Raw genomic sequence first — 16,402 nt, 5'->3', positions numbered from 1 at the left:
ATGTGCCGGGTTCGCTGCAGTGCATTGTCAGCGCATCCGCTTCGCAGTCTTCAGGAGCGCCAACGCATTCTCCCAGTCTTTGAGAGAGCCTCGGAAGGTGCCACTCCACAGCATGTCATCGACACTCATCATAATTATGACCAAACACGGTTCTCTATCGGTAAAAACGCTGTAGCGGCCTTTACAAGACTCACCAGCAAACCCCTCGCTCAAATACTCCCAACGAAGCATGCTGTTTGCGGCCTCACCCTTCCGGTCCGGGCTGTGCTGTCCAAGCTCCAGGCGAGCTCCAGACAAGCTAACAAAGTCGATATCCCACCATCCATCTGGCCCTTCGTCGAACTTAGCACTCCAGTTTGGCGTGGCACTGAACGACAGCGGGTCGACCGCCACCGTCGATTTTACCAAAGTTGGAGCAACAGCACTTTCCTGGGACGCAGCAACCTTGCTGGTTTTGCATCCAGTCGATGTGCAGGCCAAAGCCGCCATTGCAAGGAGGCAAGCAGAGATGTGCCGCTGTAGCTGCAAACCAAAAATCGCAGGGGTGTTCATATTTACTCCGACAGAGTAACAATCCGGTCGGAAGACTCAACGTGCAAAGAAAAGGGTATGAACCGGAGTGATGGGTAACAGTCTATCCGGAGTGATGGGTTACACTTCCGAGCACTATGGCTTGGAAAACTGTAACCCCGATGGAAGAGATTATTCGCTTTGTGATGTTGGCGCGGAGCGCGCGCTTTACGGTGAGGGAACTGTGCGAGCAGTTTGGCATCAGCCGGAAGACCGGCTACAAACATTTGGCTCGCTACGCCGCGTTCTTTTCGCGGTCCTTTACAGAAATTTGCTAGTCTGATATATATTATATTCGAGGAGCTTCCATACGAGAACATGTGCATGGTTGCTTGCACGCCATTGGTGCAGCTCGTGAGCCGTAATGATTAGATCGTAATTGTCTGCCGCTTATCATCAACATGAAAGGAATTCACTATGACCACTCAATCCATTTCGATTCCCGAACCTCAGTCGTTCGATAGCCTGCTGTCGCTCAAGGGCCGCTGCGCGGTGGTCACCGGCGGGAGCCGGGGCCTCGGAGAGGCGATCGTTCGGCGATTGGCCCAGGCCGGCGCCTCAATTGTGCTGACCGGACGCGGCCGTGATGCGCTGCAGCGCGTCGAGTCGCAGCTCACCTCGACCGGGGGACAAGCCTTGGGCGTGCAGGCGGATCTTGGCAGTCTCAAGGATTCCCAGAAGGTGATCAGCCAGGCGCTGGAGCGGTTCGGGCGCGTCGACATCCTGGTCAATAACGCCGCCGTGTTCCCTCCATGTCTGTTTCTGGAGATGACCGAGGAGGTGTGGGACCACACGGTCGACACCGACCTCAAGGGCGCTTATTTCCTCGCCCAGTTCGCAGCCAAGGCGATGATCACCACCGGTCGCGGTGGCCGCATCATCAACCTGTTGTCCACCGATGCATTTCGGCCCACCGGGACGCTGTCGGCCTACGGCGCAGCCAAGCTCGGCCTGTGGTCGGCCACTCAGGCCATGGCCAAAGAACTAGCCGAACACCGGATTCTGGTCAACGCTCTCACCCCCGGTGCAACCATCACCGAGGAACGGCTGGCCAAGATGAAGGACGGCACGTTCGGCGCAGATGAAATACCCGAGGGTGCCGTCAAGACCCGGGAAAAGATGCAGGCCGTTATGAAGACCGGTGCCTTTGCCCAAATGCTGACCGCCCTGATGCCGCTGGGCCGCCCCGGCTGGCCCGACGAGATCGCCAAGGCAGTGCTGTTCCTGGCATCCGACATGGCCAGCTACATCAGCGGGGCCAATCTGATCGTCGACGGGGCGCAAACCTTGCGATAAGGAGTGAAGTCGGCAGGAGAAATTGTCTCCATGAAGCAGTTCATTCTCCGAAACAACCTTTATCTGCTGACCGCGCTGGCGATCGGCGTGGCCATTTATGTTGCAGTAAACTGGGCCGCGATTCCGTTTCTTCAGCGGATGGTCGGCCTGTTCTTCGTCGCGATCATGCTGCACGTGTGGGAGGAATCTCGATTTCCCGGTGGTTTTGCGGAAATGATCACCGCTCGTCTGAATTTCGCCATTACCGATCCACGTGTCGCCGAGCTGATCTTGGCGGGTGCCATCCTCTACCTGGGCTTCGTGCCGCTGTTCTTCCCGCACGTTGCGTGGCTGGCGATGGCGGCGATGTTACTCGGCGTTCTTGAGCCGATTGCCCATCTCGCGGCGATCAAGATGTTTCAGCGAAAGCACTTTTACTCACCCGGGCTGCTGACGGCGGTCGTCCTCCTGCTGCCCATTTCAATCTATGGAATCGCCTTCGCCGTCCGGAATGATTTGATGCGGCCGTGGGATTGGATCTGGTCGCTTCTCTATATGGCTACCGGGCTGGCGATCGCACAGGGAACGGTCGTCAGAATGAGCGGCTTGAGATACACCGAGTTCCTGAAGCGAGTCCGGTCAACTCTGTTCGCAAAACAGGTTTGACCAGGGGGCCTAGAAGGGGGCAGGCCAAGGGTCAAACCAAAGTAATGACGCTCAGCGCGAATAATTCCTTCATTAATTTACAATTCTTGCATTGGTTGGCGTATCGAGTTCAACCCCCTTAATATCCTCTTGGATCATTCCCAACCGTTTGAATCCAAGTTGAAGCTAAAAGGTTAAAGGATTCGTCCGCCGCCACCTCTGCTAAACGTCTGATCGCAACTGTTGCATCGGCAAATGTCCAGCCTTTGGAATTCAACGCCAGCCAGGCTTGCCCCAAGTCACCAGATTCCAGTATTTCATCGAAGGTCAGCCGAAAAAGGGGGTTTGACCCTTTACAAAGATTCGATAATTCTAAAACTCCAACAAGCTTGAGATGAAAAATGTAATACTTTTAAACCCGCCAGCTCCTGCAACGGATAAAGATATTGCTGAGCTCGAGGCGGCTATCAGTCGAAGGATTCCAGATTCCTTGAAGACCTTATTGATGAGGAGCGACGGGGGGATTTTGAGTTGCGAAAACTCAATGACGAACGCCAAACTTCCGTCCGGTGCAAAGCTGGAGTTGGAGGTTCAGCGGTTTTACAGTGTCGCAATGATCCTAGAGGACCTAAAAACATACGCAGGACGCGTGCCTAAGAATTTCTTACCGTTTGCAGACACGTTAGAAGGTGATCTCTTTTGTTTAAACTTGGACGAACGCCAGTCCGGCGTTTATTTTTGGGATCACGAGAGAGAGGAAGAGGCTTACATATTAGTAGACAAGGTTCCCGATCCTGCTCAAACAAATATTTATCCCGTAGCCCCAAGCTTGGAAACCTTTGTGGATACACTTGCAATGGATGAGTCTTAAATTCCTTTTTTTGGAGGCGAATTCCTTCGCGAGTGATCTCTATTTTGTTAAAGCGGTCAAAAAGGGGTAAGGCTAAACCAAAAAGACCAGCCCCATTTCTGAGACTGGCCTGGAAGTCATCAGCCCGGCTCAGGGCTGACTAGGATCGGGATAGTTCCCGCCCCGTTTCACTCTTCACGCCCTACTTGCTCCCGTTCAACGACTGCTGCAAACGCTCCACTCTTGCGCTCAGCTTATCAACGGAAACGTGGTTCTCCTCGGCAATCGAGGGCCAGCTCTTGCCGGCGTCGTGCTCTTTCAAAAACGAATCAGGCGTTTTCTTGGTTTCGTCCGCGAGCACGCTGGCCACCAGAAGTCCGGCAGCCTGGACGTTGGGATGGTTCTTGTGCAGCGCGCGCACCCGCTCGATCGGAACGCCAGTTTCGGTGGCAATGCGTTGCAACGCAGTGTCCATCTTCCCGGGGGTGGACGTCACGGAATTGACTGCTTCCATCTGGGTTTGGAGACTGCTCGGAGCCCCTTTGTCCGCCGCCATCGCGGGATTCAAGCCCGTGCTGAACAGAAAACCGGCAATGATCGCAATACAGAATGTTAGATTTTTCATAGTTTTCCTTTCTGCCGTAAAATAATCCGGTGACGCCCCGACCGAAAGGGAGGAAAAACCAGAAGCCGGAGGTACGAGGGCGGAAGGGGTTCAAACCTCACTGGCCAAGTGACAGGGGCTGGGGTCGGGTATAAAACATCAAGGGCTCACCCACGATTCCACTCGAACAGCATTATTAAACTTTCGTCCTGCAAACCATTTAGTACCTACTGCTCCTCCGCCTTATAAAATCTCGACGGCAAATTACTCCCAGCCGAATCCAAAAACGGCAGCGTCCCAATCACCGGCGAATTGGTCGCCAGCGGCACCCAGTCAATCAGGTTCGTCGAACCGTAAATCACCACCGCACCATGTCCGCTCAAACCATTCAATTGCATTCCAAAGCCGTTCGACGACCAACCCGCACTCGTCCCTGAAACACCAAGCCGCGGAGGAAACCGCAAAATGGCCAGCATCGCATTGAAACTCGGCTGCATCCCAACCTGATTGCTCACCACCACACCGTAAGCCCCGACATCACTCCATTGCACATTGGTCAGAGTGAGTGATGAATTCGTCCCACCAGCCAAATCCACTCCATTGAACCGCCATTGATAAGTGAAAGGCCTGGTGCCTTTCGCAGCCACCACGAAGATTGCTTTGCTGGAAGGCATCTGAGACTGACTCGACGGTTGCATGGTGATCTGAGGCGGCATCGGAGCAACTGTCACAGAGTACACGGAACTCGTTGCAGTCCCATACGCATTGCTGGCCGCCATGACATAACTCCCTGCTTGGCTGGGCTGAATATTGGATATCGTCAGGTAATTGCTCGTCGCTCCGGCAACCGGGCTCCCATTGAACAACCATTGATAACTCAGCGGCGGAGTTCCAACCGCACCACTCTTCAGAATCACATTGTAAGGGTCGGGATTGTAATTAAAGTAAGATGGCAGGTTGGTAATTATTGGAGCTGTTGGCCCGGGAGTGTAACTAACCTGATCCAACCAACCTCGAGCCGCCCCAAAGCCAAAGCCATTGACAAATTGCCACCCAATATCCTGTTCACCTTCACCCAAAAAGAAAGTGTAGCTCGACCAGTTCGATCCAGGTCTTCCGGTAATCTCAACCAACTGAACGCCATTCGTCGTGAGCTGCAGATACCTCCCACTGCTCTCAACCGCCCAGGAAAAGTGCAATGTGCCAGGGCCCATAACCCTTGTTTTGATCCACGACTCCTGAACATTTGTCAGCACTCCAAATTGAGCAGCATATCCGTCTAATGACTTCGAACTTTCCACATGCCATGGCGCGTCACCGCCAGTGGTCCAGATGAGGTTCGTGGCATTCAATGCTTCAGCCAGCGTCACCACATGAAAGGAAATATTGGAACTCATCGCTGTTCCGTAACTGTTGGTAATGATCACCGAATACTGATCCTGATTGCCCGGCAGAAGATTTGTCAGGACCAACGAGGATTGCGTTGCTCCACTGATATCATTCCCGTTCAGCTTCCACTGGTACGCAAACGGTTGCGATCCCATCACACTCACGTTGCATATCATGTTCGAACCTTCGCATACATTGCCACTGCCGGTTTGACTCAAAATAATCGGTGCCGAGGTGTTCACAACCAGGCTGGCGTTGGAACTAACGGTTGCGCCATACAGACCCGAAACCATGACCGCATATTGTCCGGCATCAGCAAACTGCACATGGGTCAGGTTCAGCGTCGAATTGGTCGCTCCACCAATCGGAAACCCGTTGAACGTCCATTGGTATGTTATCGGCGGCGCACTCATGGCAGTCGTCCGAAAACTCACATTATTCCCGTCAAATGTTGAACAGTTTTGGGGCTGCAGAATAATTACGGGCGCATCCGTGGATACCAAAGCCATGCTGATCGTGCCCTTGGCCGAAACCGTAGCGACATTCGTGAGCCCGGCTGGGACAATGGACTGGCCATTCTCGATACCGTACCCCATGTTGGTGGTGCCAGCTCCAAACGCCCGCACCGTTGCATCTGCCAGCAGCAAGAGGCTATGGTAATCACCGGAAACAATCGCTATCGTGTTCGTGACATCGGATGGTACGTTTGTTTGCCCATAGGTATTGTCTCCCCACGCAACGAGCGAACTATCAGCCCCTAATGCCAGTCCAAGATCGACGCCCGCTGCAATTGAAACCAAATTCGAATAAGTAACCAAATTCGAATAAGTATTTGGCGTCGTTATTATGTACGTCCCCTTAATACTTGGCATCGTTACGTATCCCAATCCCCACCCAATAACGGTTCCATCTGCTTTTAACGCCAGCGAACTATCCCCTCCCGCTGCAATGGAAATGACATTGCTCAATCCTGCGGGAACGTTGGTCTGTCCAAAACTATTATCCCCCCAGGCAATGACGGTTCCATCACTTTTCAGCGCCAGATAATGATCCCTGCCGGCTGCCACCGCCGTTACATTGCTGAGCCCCGGCGGAAAGGTAGTCACATTGGTAAGCCCCCCCGGAAAAATAATTGGAGAGAAACGGTTATTCCCCCAGGAAATAACCGTTCCATCACTTTTCAGCGCCAGCCGATCATACGCACTCGCCGCGACAGCAATCACATTGCTCAATCCGGTTGGAACACTGACATCGTTCAATCCGGTTGGAACACCGGCCAGTCCGGAGCCATCACTGTCCCATTCCTTGACAGTCCCGTCACTCAGTAACGTCAGCGCATAGCTATTCCCCGCAGCAATGGAAACAACGTTGGTAAGCGACGTAATAGAGTTCGTTAAGTTGGTAAGATTATATCCCCACGTCACCACCTGTCCTGCCTTTGCAGTATTCAGTTCCATCCCGCCAATCACCAACGCCATCCAAAAGCAGGCAATCCTCAAGACTCTCACAGTGTTATTAAGATCTTTCATTTAGATTCTTTCCTCCTTTGAGGAACTAGATCTGTATCCAACTCCATGCAAACCACTTCCTATGAACACAAAATCTCAAAGAACGGGGAGCAAATTTCCTGCCAATCTTTCGACTTCCGGTAGCTTAAAGGGTAAAGGGGTCCTAAAGGAGTCGATCCTAATTATTTACACTGCTCTACCTGTGGTCCCGTCACACGGAGACACAGACGGCGCACTTCGCAGCCTTGCTTGGTCGTGAACCGCGAACGTACAGCAGCTATGCAGAAGAACTGATGAAGCAATGGGCGTCATAAACGCCCCTTTTGCCCCCTGCTTCAGTCTCATTTACCCGGCGCGCTTGCCGTCGCGGCAGCCGGCACATAGACAATTCGATTCGGCTGCGTGGGCGCATAAGCATTGCGTTGGAGAATGTTTGCGCGATTGAACGGTTTGTAATCCTTAATCGCCCCGACACGCGCTATGCGCATCGACTTGCGAATGATTCCCCTACCGCCGTTTGCATCGCTGAATTTTCCCTGCCCGTAGCCCACGCCCTTTGTTCCGGAAAGATTCGATGAAAAATATTTCAGCCCAACAATTTTACTCTGCTCATCACGCAGCCAGCCAATGAATATGACAGCATGGGCCGCCCGGCGCAGTCGTGTCGTAGCTCAAAAAATCTCCGGGCCGGACCTTCTCCAAATCATCCACGCTGATGCCGTAACCGAGGCCGTAGGATTCGATCGCGCGCCGCTCGCAATCGCCCTTGCCCTCGATATACCAAAATTGCAATGCGTTGAAGAGATCGCCAAAGGTCATGCCGTTGAAATCGTCGGGGTCCAATCCCTTTTGAATATTGCGCAGCTTCATCGCGCGGTTGAACACCTCAAACGTAAATCCGCAACAATAACTGCAACGCGAACCGTCAGGATACGCTTTGGCCACGACCATTCCCTTGTACCACATGTCCTGCGTCACCCCGTTGTAAATGTCATACTCGCGCACTTTCCAACTGCAATGGTACGGCATCGAACCGTCCAGCGGATAACCGGAAATCACCGCCATCACATACGGGTTCAACGCCCCTTCCTCGTCGTCCTGCACCAGTTGTTCACGCGCATAATATTTTGCCAGCGCCTTGTCCACCGTCGAGAATCCGCGTTCATCGACCGGATATGGTTTGGGAGTATAAAGGAACCGGCGGCTTTCCGGTTTGGACGGATCCAGGTTTGTTGCCGGCGTGACGGTTTTTGCCGAAGTCGGCGCAGCAGCACTTTGCTGGGACGCGGCAACTTTGCTGGTTTTGCATCCAGTCGAAGCACCGACCAAAGCCGTCATTGCCAGGAGGCAAACAGAGAGGTGCCGCTGTAGCTGCAAGCCAAAAATCGTAGGGATGTTCATATTTACTCCGCCAGCGTAACAAACCGGTCGGGAGATTCAACGCGCAAAGAAAAGTAAGCAGGAAGAAAATGAAGTCAGAAGGGGCATAAAGGGGTCGTAAAGAGGTCGATCCTAATTATTTACACTCCTCATCATTCGATTCCCATTCGTGGTTATTAGTGTGCATTCGTGGTTGAATCATCCCTGGTTTCTTAACCTTTGCGGTGGAAAACTTTTTGAAATAGAAATGGCAGACGATGCCAAAGAGAATCAGTTCGAAACAAAAAAAGGCCATGGAAGCCACGGCGGCTCGTCCGGCGAAAAATTTCCAACTGATAAGGCGGTAGGTATGGGTGTTGGCAAAAATCAACGCCGGGAAAACGGCCCCTGCAATGAAGAAACAGCCTAGAATCAATTTCACTTTGACGGAAATTAACGGAATGGAAGGCAAAGGATGGATGGAAGCCTTTTGGTAAAATCGAACATAACAGGCAGCCAAAAAAATTGATCCTCCAACGGTACTGGCGTGTTGAAGACATTCGTGGATTCGGAAGGGACGGCCATGAAAGGTAAAAAGATTGCTCTGGAGAAAGGGAAATGCTTCCACGGACCAACCGTGTTCATGCGTGAAGGAATCCCAGAACAAATGAGAGAATGCGCCAATGATGAGTGACACGATGACCAGTCCCCACTGCGCAGCGGTGCGGAGAGGAAACGGATTCAACCAGGGAACCAATCGCTTTTGATGATTGGCCGGAAGCAGGAGGAAAAGCGGCTTCTTCAGCAGGTGCTGAAGAAGAATGAAAAAGATCAAACCCACTGGAACACAAAACCAAAAGACGCCCGGCACGGAGTGCCCCAGAGTGACTCGAGGCGATAGAGAAAAAATCTTCGAAAAATCCGGAGCCATACTGCCGATCATGAGAGCAGACAAAACCAACCGATGGCGAATCGGAATCACGATGGCAGGATGCGCGATGGTCAGCGGCATGGCGGATTTAAGATAACGTTCAGAACGATAACGAGACAATGTGAAATTGAATGAGGAACTAAAGGTGTTGTAATTACTCTCAAGCCATACTCTTATCCCCGCGGTCTGCCTGAACTTCATGAACGCGCAAAGAATTTGAACAGTAATCTTCCCTCAAGGCGCAACCTGGCAAGGGAACGGAAATCATTATCATCGTTCGCGCCTGATAATAGGTTCGCTCCAACCTTTTTGCAGCATTCCATGGCGTGTCTGCCACCGCCTGGGGCATAGCCCGAAAGAGGCCTGCGGGATTAACCCAACCGAGGAATACACAAGGACAAGGCCGCATTTCCGGATTAAATTATTTTGATGAAATTATGAAAGCTATTTATCTGGAAAAGAAAACCGGCCACAAATCGATCATTCTGGGCGATATCCCGCAACCGTATCCCAGGGAAGGCGAGGCATTAATCAAAGTACACGCGACTGGTATCATGCCCACCGAATTTCGATGGTTTCCCACATTTAATACACCCGAAGGAAAACCTCGTCGCTTTCCCATCGTTTTGAGCCACGAGTTTTCAGGAACGATTGAGGCACTGGGTGCAGGTGTAACAGGATTTGAAGTTGATGATCCAGTCTTTGGACTCAACGACTGGTTTACCAATGGCGCAGAGGCCGAGTACTGTGTTGCACCTGCAACCGCTCTCGCGCAGAAGCCGAAATCTCTTGATTACATCCATGCGGCTGTAACCCCGATTTCCGCACTCACAGCCTGGCAGGGACTCTTTGAGAGACTGAAACTGGAGCGTGGCCAGCGCCTCCTGATCCATGGTGGAGCAGGAGCCGTCGGAACTTTTGCAGTGCAATTGGCTCATTGGCACGGTGCGCATGTCATCGCCACCGCCTCCTCAGCAAATCTGGACTTTGTTCACAGCTTGGGCGCTGATGAGGTGATCGACTATCACCAGACGCCTTTTGAAAATGTCGTCCGGGACATTTCCGCCGTATTCGACGTTGTGGGTGGCGACACATTACAACGCTCATGGAATGTCCTGAAGACCGGTGGAAAGCTCGTTACCGTTGCAACACAAAGCGAAGGTGCGACCGACCAGCGCACCCGCGACGCTTTTATGCTCGTTCGCGCAGATGGTTCCCAGTTGGCAGAAATCGTCAAATTAATAGATGCGGGCGAACTTCGCGTTTTTGTCGCTGGAGTTTTCCCATTGGCCGAAGCGCGTGAAGCCTACGATCGGGCCCAGGAAGGTAAACTGCGCGGAAAGATCGCTCTGCGCGTCGCAGAGTAAATGCCGTTTTCAAACGAGAAACAAATCATGATCGACAAACATTAATCACGAAAGGACAACCCATGAATACATCAAACAAACAAATGAAGCGGATTGTGGCTGTAGGAGCCTTGCTGGCAGCCAGCATGGTCCAAGGAGTGGCACACGAACAGGAACCGGGCGTGGAGGTAAAACCCGTACGCGCGGAGAAGCTCCCCAATGTGCCTGGCAAAACTCTCACTGCCGTCACCGTGGACTACGCGCCCGGGGCCAAATCAAGCGCGCATCAGCACGCAGGCAGCGTCTTCGCTTATGTCCTGTCAGGTGCAATCAAATCTGAAAAACTCGGCGACCGGACCTGTCAGGGTTTACAAGGCTGGTGAGAGTTTCTTCGAACCGCCCGGCAACCAGCACCTTGTCAGCGAGAACGCAAGCGCAACCGAACCGGCCAGCATGCTCGCGGTTTTCATCGCCGATGAAGGCGCGCAATTAACAACGTTGGCTTCAACTTCCACTCCTGCCACGCCAACGAAATCAACGCCAACCGAACTCGTTGACGCGCTCAACCTTGTTTTTGGCAAACAGAAGTCCAATCGCGCTGTCCACGCGAAGGGAATCGTGCTCGAGGGAAACTTCATCCCTTCCCCGACCGCGTCAACTTTGAGTAAAGCACCGCATTTCCAAAAAGCCGTTCCGGTGACTATCCGCTTTTCCAATTTCGCCGGCATCCCCACTGTCTCTGATACCGACGGTCTGGCCAACCCGCGCGGCCTCGCCTTGAAATTCCATCTGCCGGATGGATCAGACAGCGATCTGGTGACGCATTCATTCAACGGCTTTCCCGCTCCGACCGCCGACGAGCTCCGGCAATTCCTGATCGCGCTCGGCACAAGCGGTCCAGGAGTTGCCAAACCAACTCCTGCTGACAAGTATCTCGCGGGCCATCCAATTGCAAAGTCCTTCCTTGAATCACAACAACCACCGCCAGTCAGCTATGCAACACTTACCTATTTCGGCGTCAACAGCTTCAAGTTCATCAATGCACAGGGCGAAGAAAAGTTTGGACGCTATCGTATCGAACCTCAGGCTGGGTATCATTTTCTGACCCCGCAACAGATTACGAATGCTGCACCTGGCTACTTGGCGGAAGAAATTCGCCAACGAGTGGCAAAATCGCCCATAAGATTCACCTTTCGCGCTCAACTGTCGGAACCCGGGGACAAGATAGACGATCCTTCAGTTGCGTGGCCGGAGACGCGCAAGACCATTGAACTCGGCTTCCTCGAGATCACCAACGTTGTCTCTGATAGCGATACTGCGGAACGTGCGCTGCTCTTTCTGCCGACTGCCTTGCCCGATGGCATTGAGCCAGCCGACCCCATGATTCAAGCGCGCGGTTCTGCGTACCCCGTCTCCTATCAACGCCGACATCAATAGGTTTTCGGCAAAGAGAAAAATGAGGCTGTAATCGCAAACCTCCCGATTGAGAGCATTTATGAGAGAACTGTCGCTCCTCCATTGCTCCAATCGGGAGGCGTGGCTCAAATTTCAACCCTTCCAATCGACCGCTTCACTCAACGGCTCCCCATAAGGCAGGTCCTCAGGCAGTGGCACAAATTCACGAATCCAACCCCACAGCTCGCTGAAATCCTTGTTCACATCTCCCGAGAGACAATCCGTAATCTGCCCGGCAGCTTCAGGATGCTTCTTGATCACCTCACGAAAAGAAAATTTTGGATCGTAAAAGGCATACACCAGCTTGCGCATGTTCTCGACGCCCTGCCGGATGGTGGTCCCGTATTCAGTGAAACGCGCCGGCGAAAGATCACCCTCAACCAATCCCGCATGAACCGCTTCACCAGCCAGATGCCCGCTCTTAAGCGCCAGCATGACTCCACTGCTGAAAACAGGATCAAGAAATGCCAACGCATCGCCCAGTAGCAGCAACCCCGGCGCGGCGCAGTGCTGTGAATGGCGGCTGTATTCGCTGGTGATAAAATATTCTCCCGTCGATTCACCGCTCAAAAGATGGTCTTTAATCCACTGATTTTCATCGACCTCGCGATTGAAAATATCACGCGCACTCTTCACACCGCCGCGAGTCAAATATTTCCCCTCCGCCACAATCCCCACGCTCACCATGTCATCGTGCTGCGGAATATGCCAGAACCACCCTTTCTCCGGCACATAAGCCACCGTCGTAGCCCCTTCATCAATGTCAGCTTCGCGCTTTGAGCCTCGATAATAAGTCCAAACCGCAATTTTATTCAGGTAGGGATCACGCATCCGCCAATTGAAACGATTAGCGGTGAAGGCTTCCTTGCCCGTACAATCCAGCGTGATCGGCGCACGAACTTCATACGTGCGCCCGCTCTTGTCCGTCGCCTCAACCCCGACAACCTTCCCACCCTCCACCAGCAGGCGATTTACATTCGTCTCCTCGCGCACCTCCGCCCCTTTCTCACGCGCGTTATCAAGCAGCATCTGGTCAAACTCCGAGCGCAACACCTGCCAGGTTTGCGCCACGGTTTCACGGTCATAACGATTGAAAAAATAAAACGGCTGCGAACGTCTCCCATCCGGCTGCACAAATGTGACGCTATACTTCTTCACGAAGTGCGACGCCTTCATCTTCGGAATCATCCCAATCCGTTCCAGCGGGGCGAAGGTGAAGGGAATCAAAGATTCACCAATGTGATAGCGCGGAAATTTCGCCCGCTCGATGATGAGCACGCGATGCCCATATTCCGCAAGAATCGCAGCCGCACACGAACCGGCGGGGCCACCGCCAATCAAAATCGCATCGTAATTTTCACTCATATCAGGCAACAACTTTGGGTGAACCGGCAAAATGAAGCATCTCCAGGATCTCACCGCGCAAATTCAAAAACTCCGAACTATTTCGCTGTCTCGGACGCTGCAGGTTAACAGAAATCGTGCGTTCAATGCGCCCCGGCCGTGGCGTCATAATGACGATGCGGTCGCTCATGTAAATCGCTTCATCGATATCGTGCGTCACCAGCACCATCGTGGTGCCGCGCGCCTGCCACAAGCGCAAGACTTCATCCTGCATCCGCATGCGCGTAAACGCATCCAGCGCGCCAAGCGGTTCATCCAACAGCAAAACTTTCGGATGATTAATCAACGCCCGCGCCAACGCCACGCGCTGCGCCATGCCGCCTGAGAGATGATGAGGATAAGCATTCGCGAACGTCTCCAACCCAACCAATCGCATGAACTCATCCACCTCATGCCGCTTTTCCTTGAGCTTGCCGCGTGCAACCAGGCCGGACTCAATATTCTTGCGAACGGTCAGCCAGGGAAACAAATTGGGATCTTGAAACACCAATCCCCGTTCCGCACTGGGCCCAATTATCTTTTCGTTACCCACCCATAGCTCACCAGAATTGGATTGATCAAGTCCCGCCGTGAGACGCAGCAGCGTGGACTTGCCACAACCGCTCGGACCAATGAGCGAAACCAATTCTCCCGCCCCAACCGAAAGCGAAACGTTGTCCAATGCCAGAGTCCGTAACTCCTCGTTGTCGGGTGTGGGATAATCTTTGCTGATCCCGGTAAAACGGAGTGATGCCCCTTCGGTTGTTATACTATTGGAAGACATGGTTACCACTTGATGGTTCCTTTTTGCCAGACGAGCACGCGGTCGCGCACTTTAAATAACAACGTCATGATGGTTGAAAAGAACGCCGCCATGATGATAAGCGCCGCGTAAACCTTTCCATACTCCGCCCAACCCTGCGCCCAGCTCACATACCATCCCAAACCGGACTTCACCCCGACCGTCTCAGCCACAACCAGTGTCAGAAACGACGCGCCCAAACCCATGAATAAACCGAGAAATATATTCGGCATGGCTGCGGGAATCGCCACCTTGAAAATCAGATACGACCGGCTCGCCCCCAAAGTCCTGGCTACATCGAGATAGGAAGCGCGCGTGTTCGAGATACCGGAGGCCGTCAGCATCGTCACTGGAAACCAGACCGCGAGTGCGATCAATCCCACGGCTGAACACGTTGCCGAGGGAGAGACCACCATCGCCAGGGGAATCCATGCCGTCGCCGGAATCGGCCCCACCACTTTCAGCAACGGCATTCCCCAATAACGCGCATGTGGAAACCAACCAATGCAAACCCCCGTGACCAGCGCGACTGCCACTCCCAACGCATAGCCCGAAAGCAAAAGAATCAGCGAATGCCACGTGCTATCAAAGAGCAGCCCACGATCGTTTAAAAGACTTTGCAGCACGCCCGCTGGCCCCGGAAAATACGGCATCGGCAGCCAGCGAAATCCGGAAGTAATTACCTCCCACAAACACAACAGGCAAATCGCCGCCGCTATAATCGGGCAATTGTGTTGCATCCACCGCCGCAATGGCTGCCAAAACGGCTGCCCTGTTGCGGCCACAATGGCAATCACTGCAACAATCCCCAGGAAAACCGAGTAAGCATGCGTTTCCGCTGCCAACTGATTCCTGGCAGCCCACAAATGAACCACAAACGCGACTGCCGCTGCCGCGGGAATCGCCAGCAAAATCTGCACAGGCAATCGCGACGCCTTCGTCGCTCCACTGCTCACAGCCGGCATGGCTTTTCCATTTGCAGCCGGGCTGACAGTCTCCTCCTTGAGTTCGTGTACTGGGGCGTTCATTTCGTTGGTAACAAACAGGCCGCGCAAAAGACATCCGCCGGGTTGTTTTTCGCGTACTCGCGGATCACCCAACTTTGAGGCACCTGATTGCCCGCCAGCTTCTCAACTTTAAGCGAGTCAAGCCATTGATCGGAAACCCCGTCGAGGTGCACAAATGCGCGCTTCGCCAAATCGTCAACATCCGTGGATGCACTCAGCATCCCGGCCCGTTTCATTTCAGCCGAGGCCAATCTAACCGCCGTCTCCGCGCCCGAAACACTCGGCACGTAACGCAGGTGTGAGATCGAGATGGCATTCTGTTCCACCGTCGACGCGAGATACTTCTTTTCCACTGAGAGCTTCGCCGCTGCAACTGGATTGGCTTCCACCCATTTTGCCGCCTTCAATAAAGCACGAGTCGCCGCCGCCGAAGCCTTCGGATTCTTCGCGAGGAATTTTCCGTTCACCAGCACCGCACAGCAATATTCCTCGCTGTAGGGCATATCTGCCGCCTGGTCCGCCACGTTGCGCACCTTGCCTTGGGCGATCAACATGCTCCCGATCGGTTCCGAGTCCGCCACGGCATCCACCTCACCTTTATCCAAAGCCAGCCCCAACTCACCCGCCGGAAATACCAGCCACGTGATCTCCTTGCTCGGGTCAATGCCATTGGCGCCAAGCACGCGATTGGCGAAAATAAACGGAGGGGTTCCCATTCCGGGCACACCAATACGTTTCCCGCGCAAGTCCTTGACTGACTTTATATTTCCCGCTGCCGCCGCCTGAACTCGCAGGCAACCACGATGGATACCACCCGTAAACTTCACATCCAAACCCTGCTCAATCGGCTTCAGGAAATACATCACCAGATGATGCGTCACATCAAATCCACCCAACGCCAGGACATCCTTGTAATTTGCCCACTCGCATTTCACAAGCGAGACGTCCAATCCCTCTTCCTTGAAAAAACCTTTTTCGACGGCGGTAAAGATCGGCGCTTCACAAGTCAACCCGATATAGCCCACCTTCACCTTATTTGCATCAGCCGCAGAGATTTCTGCATCCTTTTTGCAGCCGGCCAGGAGCAAAGCCCCCAGCATTCCCGTAAATACCCATTTAAAGTTGTTCATTCGTTTCTTTCAGTTGCTCTGCCTGAGCCGCTGGACAAAATGCTCTCCCGAACCATCGATTTACTTTTCAGTGCCAGCTATCCCATTATTACCTCGGTAAGCCTTGTAACGGAAATAAAGCCTTGATATCAGGGTGATGCCGTGTTGT

17 protein-coding genes are annotated in these 16,402 nt (G+C 53.2%); 7 read left to right on the top strand and 10 right to left on the bottom strand.

The features are described from left to right. Nucleotides 1-27: 27 nt before the first annotated feature. Complete coding sequence (locus CFLAV_RS18150; RefSeq protein ID WP_007416248.1) at nucleotides 28-552, bottom strand: hypothetical protein; 525 nt, start codon at nucleotides 550-552, stop codon at nucleotides 28-30. Between the two features lie 140 nt (nucleotides 553-692). Here CFLAV_RS18150 and CFLAV_RS35015 point away from each other — a divergent pair, with 140 nt between their 5' ends. From CFLAV_RS35015 to CFLAV_RS32620, 4 genes are all read left to right on the top strand, one after another. After that, nucleotides 693-848, top strand: a complete 156-nt coding sequence (locus CFLAV_RS35015) for a helix-turn-helix domain-containing protein (protein ID WP_160164612.1) — start codon at nucleotides 693-695, stop codon at nucleotides 846-848. Between the two features lie 139 nt (nucleotides 849-987). Continuing rightward, on the top strand, nucleotides 988-1,866 hold the full coding sequence (locus CFLAV_RS18140) for an SDR family NAD(P)-dependent oxidoreductase (RefSeq protein WP_007416246.1): 879 nt from the start codon (nucleotides 988-990) through the stop codon (nucleotides 1,864-1,866). A gap of 30 nt (nucleotides 1,867-1,896) precedes the next feature. Beyond that, on the top strand, nucleotides 1,897-2,511 hold the full coding sequence (locus tag CFLAV_RS18135; RefSeq protein ID WP_007416245.1) for an HXXEE domain-containing protein: 615 nt from the start codon (nucleotides 1,897-1,899) through the stop codon (nucleotides 2,509-2,511). A 373-nt stretch (nucleotides 2,512-2,884) separates the two neighbouring features. Further along, nucleotides 2,885-3,361, top strand: coding sequence for an SMI1/KNR4 family protein (locus CFLAV_RS32620; RefSeq protein ID WP_007416244.1), 477 nt, complete (start codon nucleotides 2,885-2,887; stop codon nucleotides 3,359-3,361). Nucleotides 3,362-3,542: 181 nt separating this feature from the next. Here CFLAV_RS32620 and CFLAV_RS18125 read toward each other — a convergent pair whose 3' ends face one another. From CFLAV_RS18125 to CFLAV_RS18105, 5 genes are all read right to left on the bottom strand, one after another. Beyond that, a complete protein-coding gene (locus tag CFLAV_RS18125; RefSeq protein ID WP_007416243.1) occupies nucleotides 3,543-3,965 on the bottom strand; it encodes a hypothetical protein in 423 nt (140 codons plus the stop codon). 206 nt (nucleotides 3,966-4,171) lie between these two features. Next, a complete protein-coding gene (locus CFLAV_RS32615; protein WP_007416242.1) occupies nucleotides 4,172-6,862 on the bottom strand; it encodes an immunoglobulin domain-containing protein in 2,691 nt (896 codons plus the stop codon). 320 nt (nucleotides 6,863-7,182) lie between these two features. Beyond that, nucleotides 7,183-7,329, bottom strand: coding sequence for a hypothetical protein (locus tag CFLAV_RS35590; protein ID WP_160164611.1), 147 nt, complete (start codon nucleotides 7,327-7,329; stop codon nucleotides 7,183-7,185). Nucleotides 7,330-7,453: 124 nt separating this feature from the next. After that, nucleotides 7,454-8,242: a hypothetical protein gene (locus CFLAV_RS18110; RefSeq protein WP_007416240.1), complete on the bottom strand. Its 789-nt coding sequence runs from the start codon at nucleotides 8,240-8,242 to the stop codon at nucleotides 7,454-7,456. 115 nt (nucleotides 8,243-8,357) lie between these two features. Then, the gene (locus tag CFLAV_RS18105; RefSeq protein WP_007416239.1) at nucleotides 8,358-9,332 is read right to left on the bottom strand and encodes a DUF4184 family protein; all 975 of its coding nucleotides are present in this window, start codon (nucleotides 9,330-9,332) and stop codon (nucleotides 8,358-8,360) included. A gap of 236 nt (nucleotides 9,333-9,568) precedes the next feature. Here CFLAV_RS18105 and CFLAV_RS18100 point away from each other — a divergent pair, with 236 nt between their 5' ends. The 3 genes from CFLAV_RS18100 (at nucleotide 9,569) to CFLAV_RS18090 (ending at nucleotide 11,914) form a co-directional block, all read left to right on the top strand. Continuing rightward, nucleotides 9,569-10,498, top strand: a complete 930-nt coding sequence (locus tag CFLAV_RS18100) for an NADP-dependent oxidoreductase (RefSeq protein ID WP_007416238.1) — start codon at nucleotides 9,569-9,571, stop codon at nucleotides 10,496-10,498. Nucleotides 10,499-10,560: 62 nt separating this feature from the next. Continuing rightward, nucleotides 10,561-10,860, top strand: coding sequence for a cupin domain-containing protein (locus tag CFLAV_RS35980; protein WP_007416237.1), 300 nt, complete (start codon nucleotides 10,561-10,563; stop codon nucleotides 10,858-10,860). Then, complete coding sequence (locus tag CFLAV_RS18090; RefSeq protein ID WP_202796919.1) at nucleotides 10,802-11,914, top strand: catalase; 1,113 nt, start codon at nucleotides 10,802-10,804, stop codon at nucleotides 11,912-11,914. The genes CFLAV_RS35980 and CFLAV_RS18090 overlap by 59 nt, the downstream gene beginning before the upstream one ends. A gap of 111 nt (nucleotides 11,915-12,025) precedes the next feature. Here the strand turns inward: CFLAV_RS18090 and CFLAV_RS18085 are convergent, their stop codons facing one another. The 4 genes from CFLAV_RS18085 to CFLAV_RS18070 are packed head-to-tail and all read right to left on the bottom strand — an operon-like array spanning nucleotide 12,026 to nucleotide 16,254. Next, on the bottom strand, nucleotides 12,026-13,297 hold the full coding sequence (locus tag CFLAV_RS18085; RefSeq protein WP_007416235.1) for an NAD(P)/FAD-dependent oxidoreductase: 1,272 nt from the start codon (nucleotides 13,295-13,297) through the stop codon (nucleotides 12,026-12,028). Nucleotide 13,298: 1 nt separating this feature from the next. Then, nucleotides 13,299-14,099, bottom strand: coding sequence for an ABC transporter ATP-binding protein (locus CFLAV_RS18080; protein WP_007416234.1), 801 nt, complete (start codon nucleotides 14,097-14,099; stop codon nucleotides 13,299-13,301). A gap of 2 nt (nucleotides 14,100-14,101) precedes the next feature. Next, nucleotides 14,102-15,145, bottom strand: a complete 1,044-nt coding sequence (locus CFLAV_RS18075; RefSeq protein ID WP_007416233.1) for an ABC transporter permease — start codon at nucleotides 15,143-15,145, stop codon at nucleotides 14,102-14,104. After that, a complete protein-coding gene (locus tag CFLAV_RS18070) occupies nucleotides 15,142-16,254 on the bottom strand; it encodes an ABC transporter substrate-binding protein (RefSeq protein ID WP_007416232.1) in 1,113 nt (370 codons plus the stop codon). The genes CFLAV_RS18075 and CFLAV_RS18070 overlap by 4 nt, the downstream gene beginning before the upstream one ends. Nucleotides 16,255-16,402: the final 148 nt, after the last annotated feature.

It is taken from the genome of Pedosphaera parvula Ellin514 (assembly GCF_000172555.1).
In the GTDB taxonomy this organism is placed as follows: Bacteria; Verrucomicrobiota; Verrucomicrobiia; order Limisphaerales; family Pedosphaeraceae; genus Pedosphaera.
The sequence above is the reverse complement of the archived record's forward strand: the minus strand, read 5'-3'. Positions and strand labels throughout refer to the sequence as shown.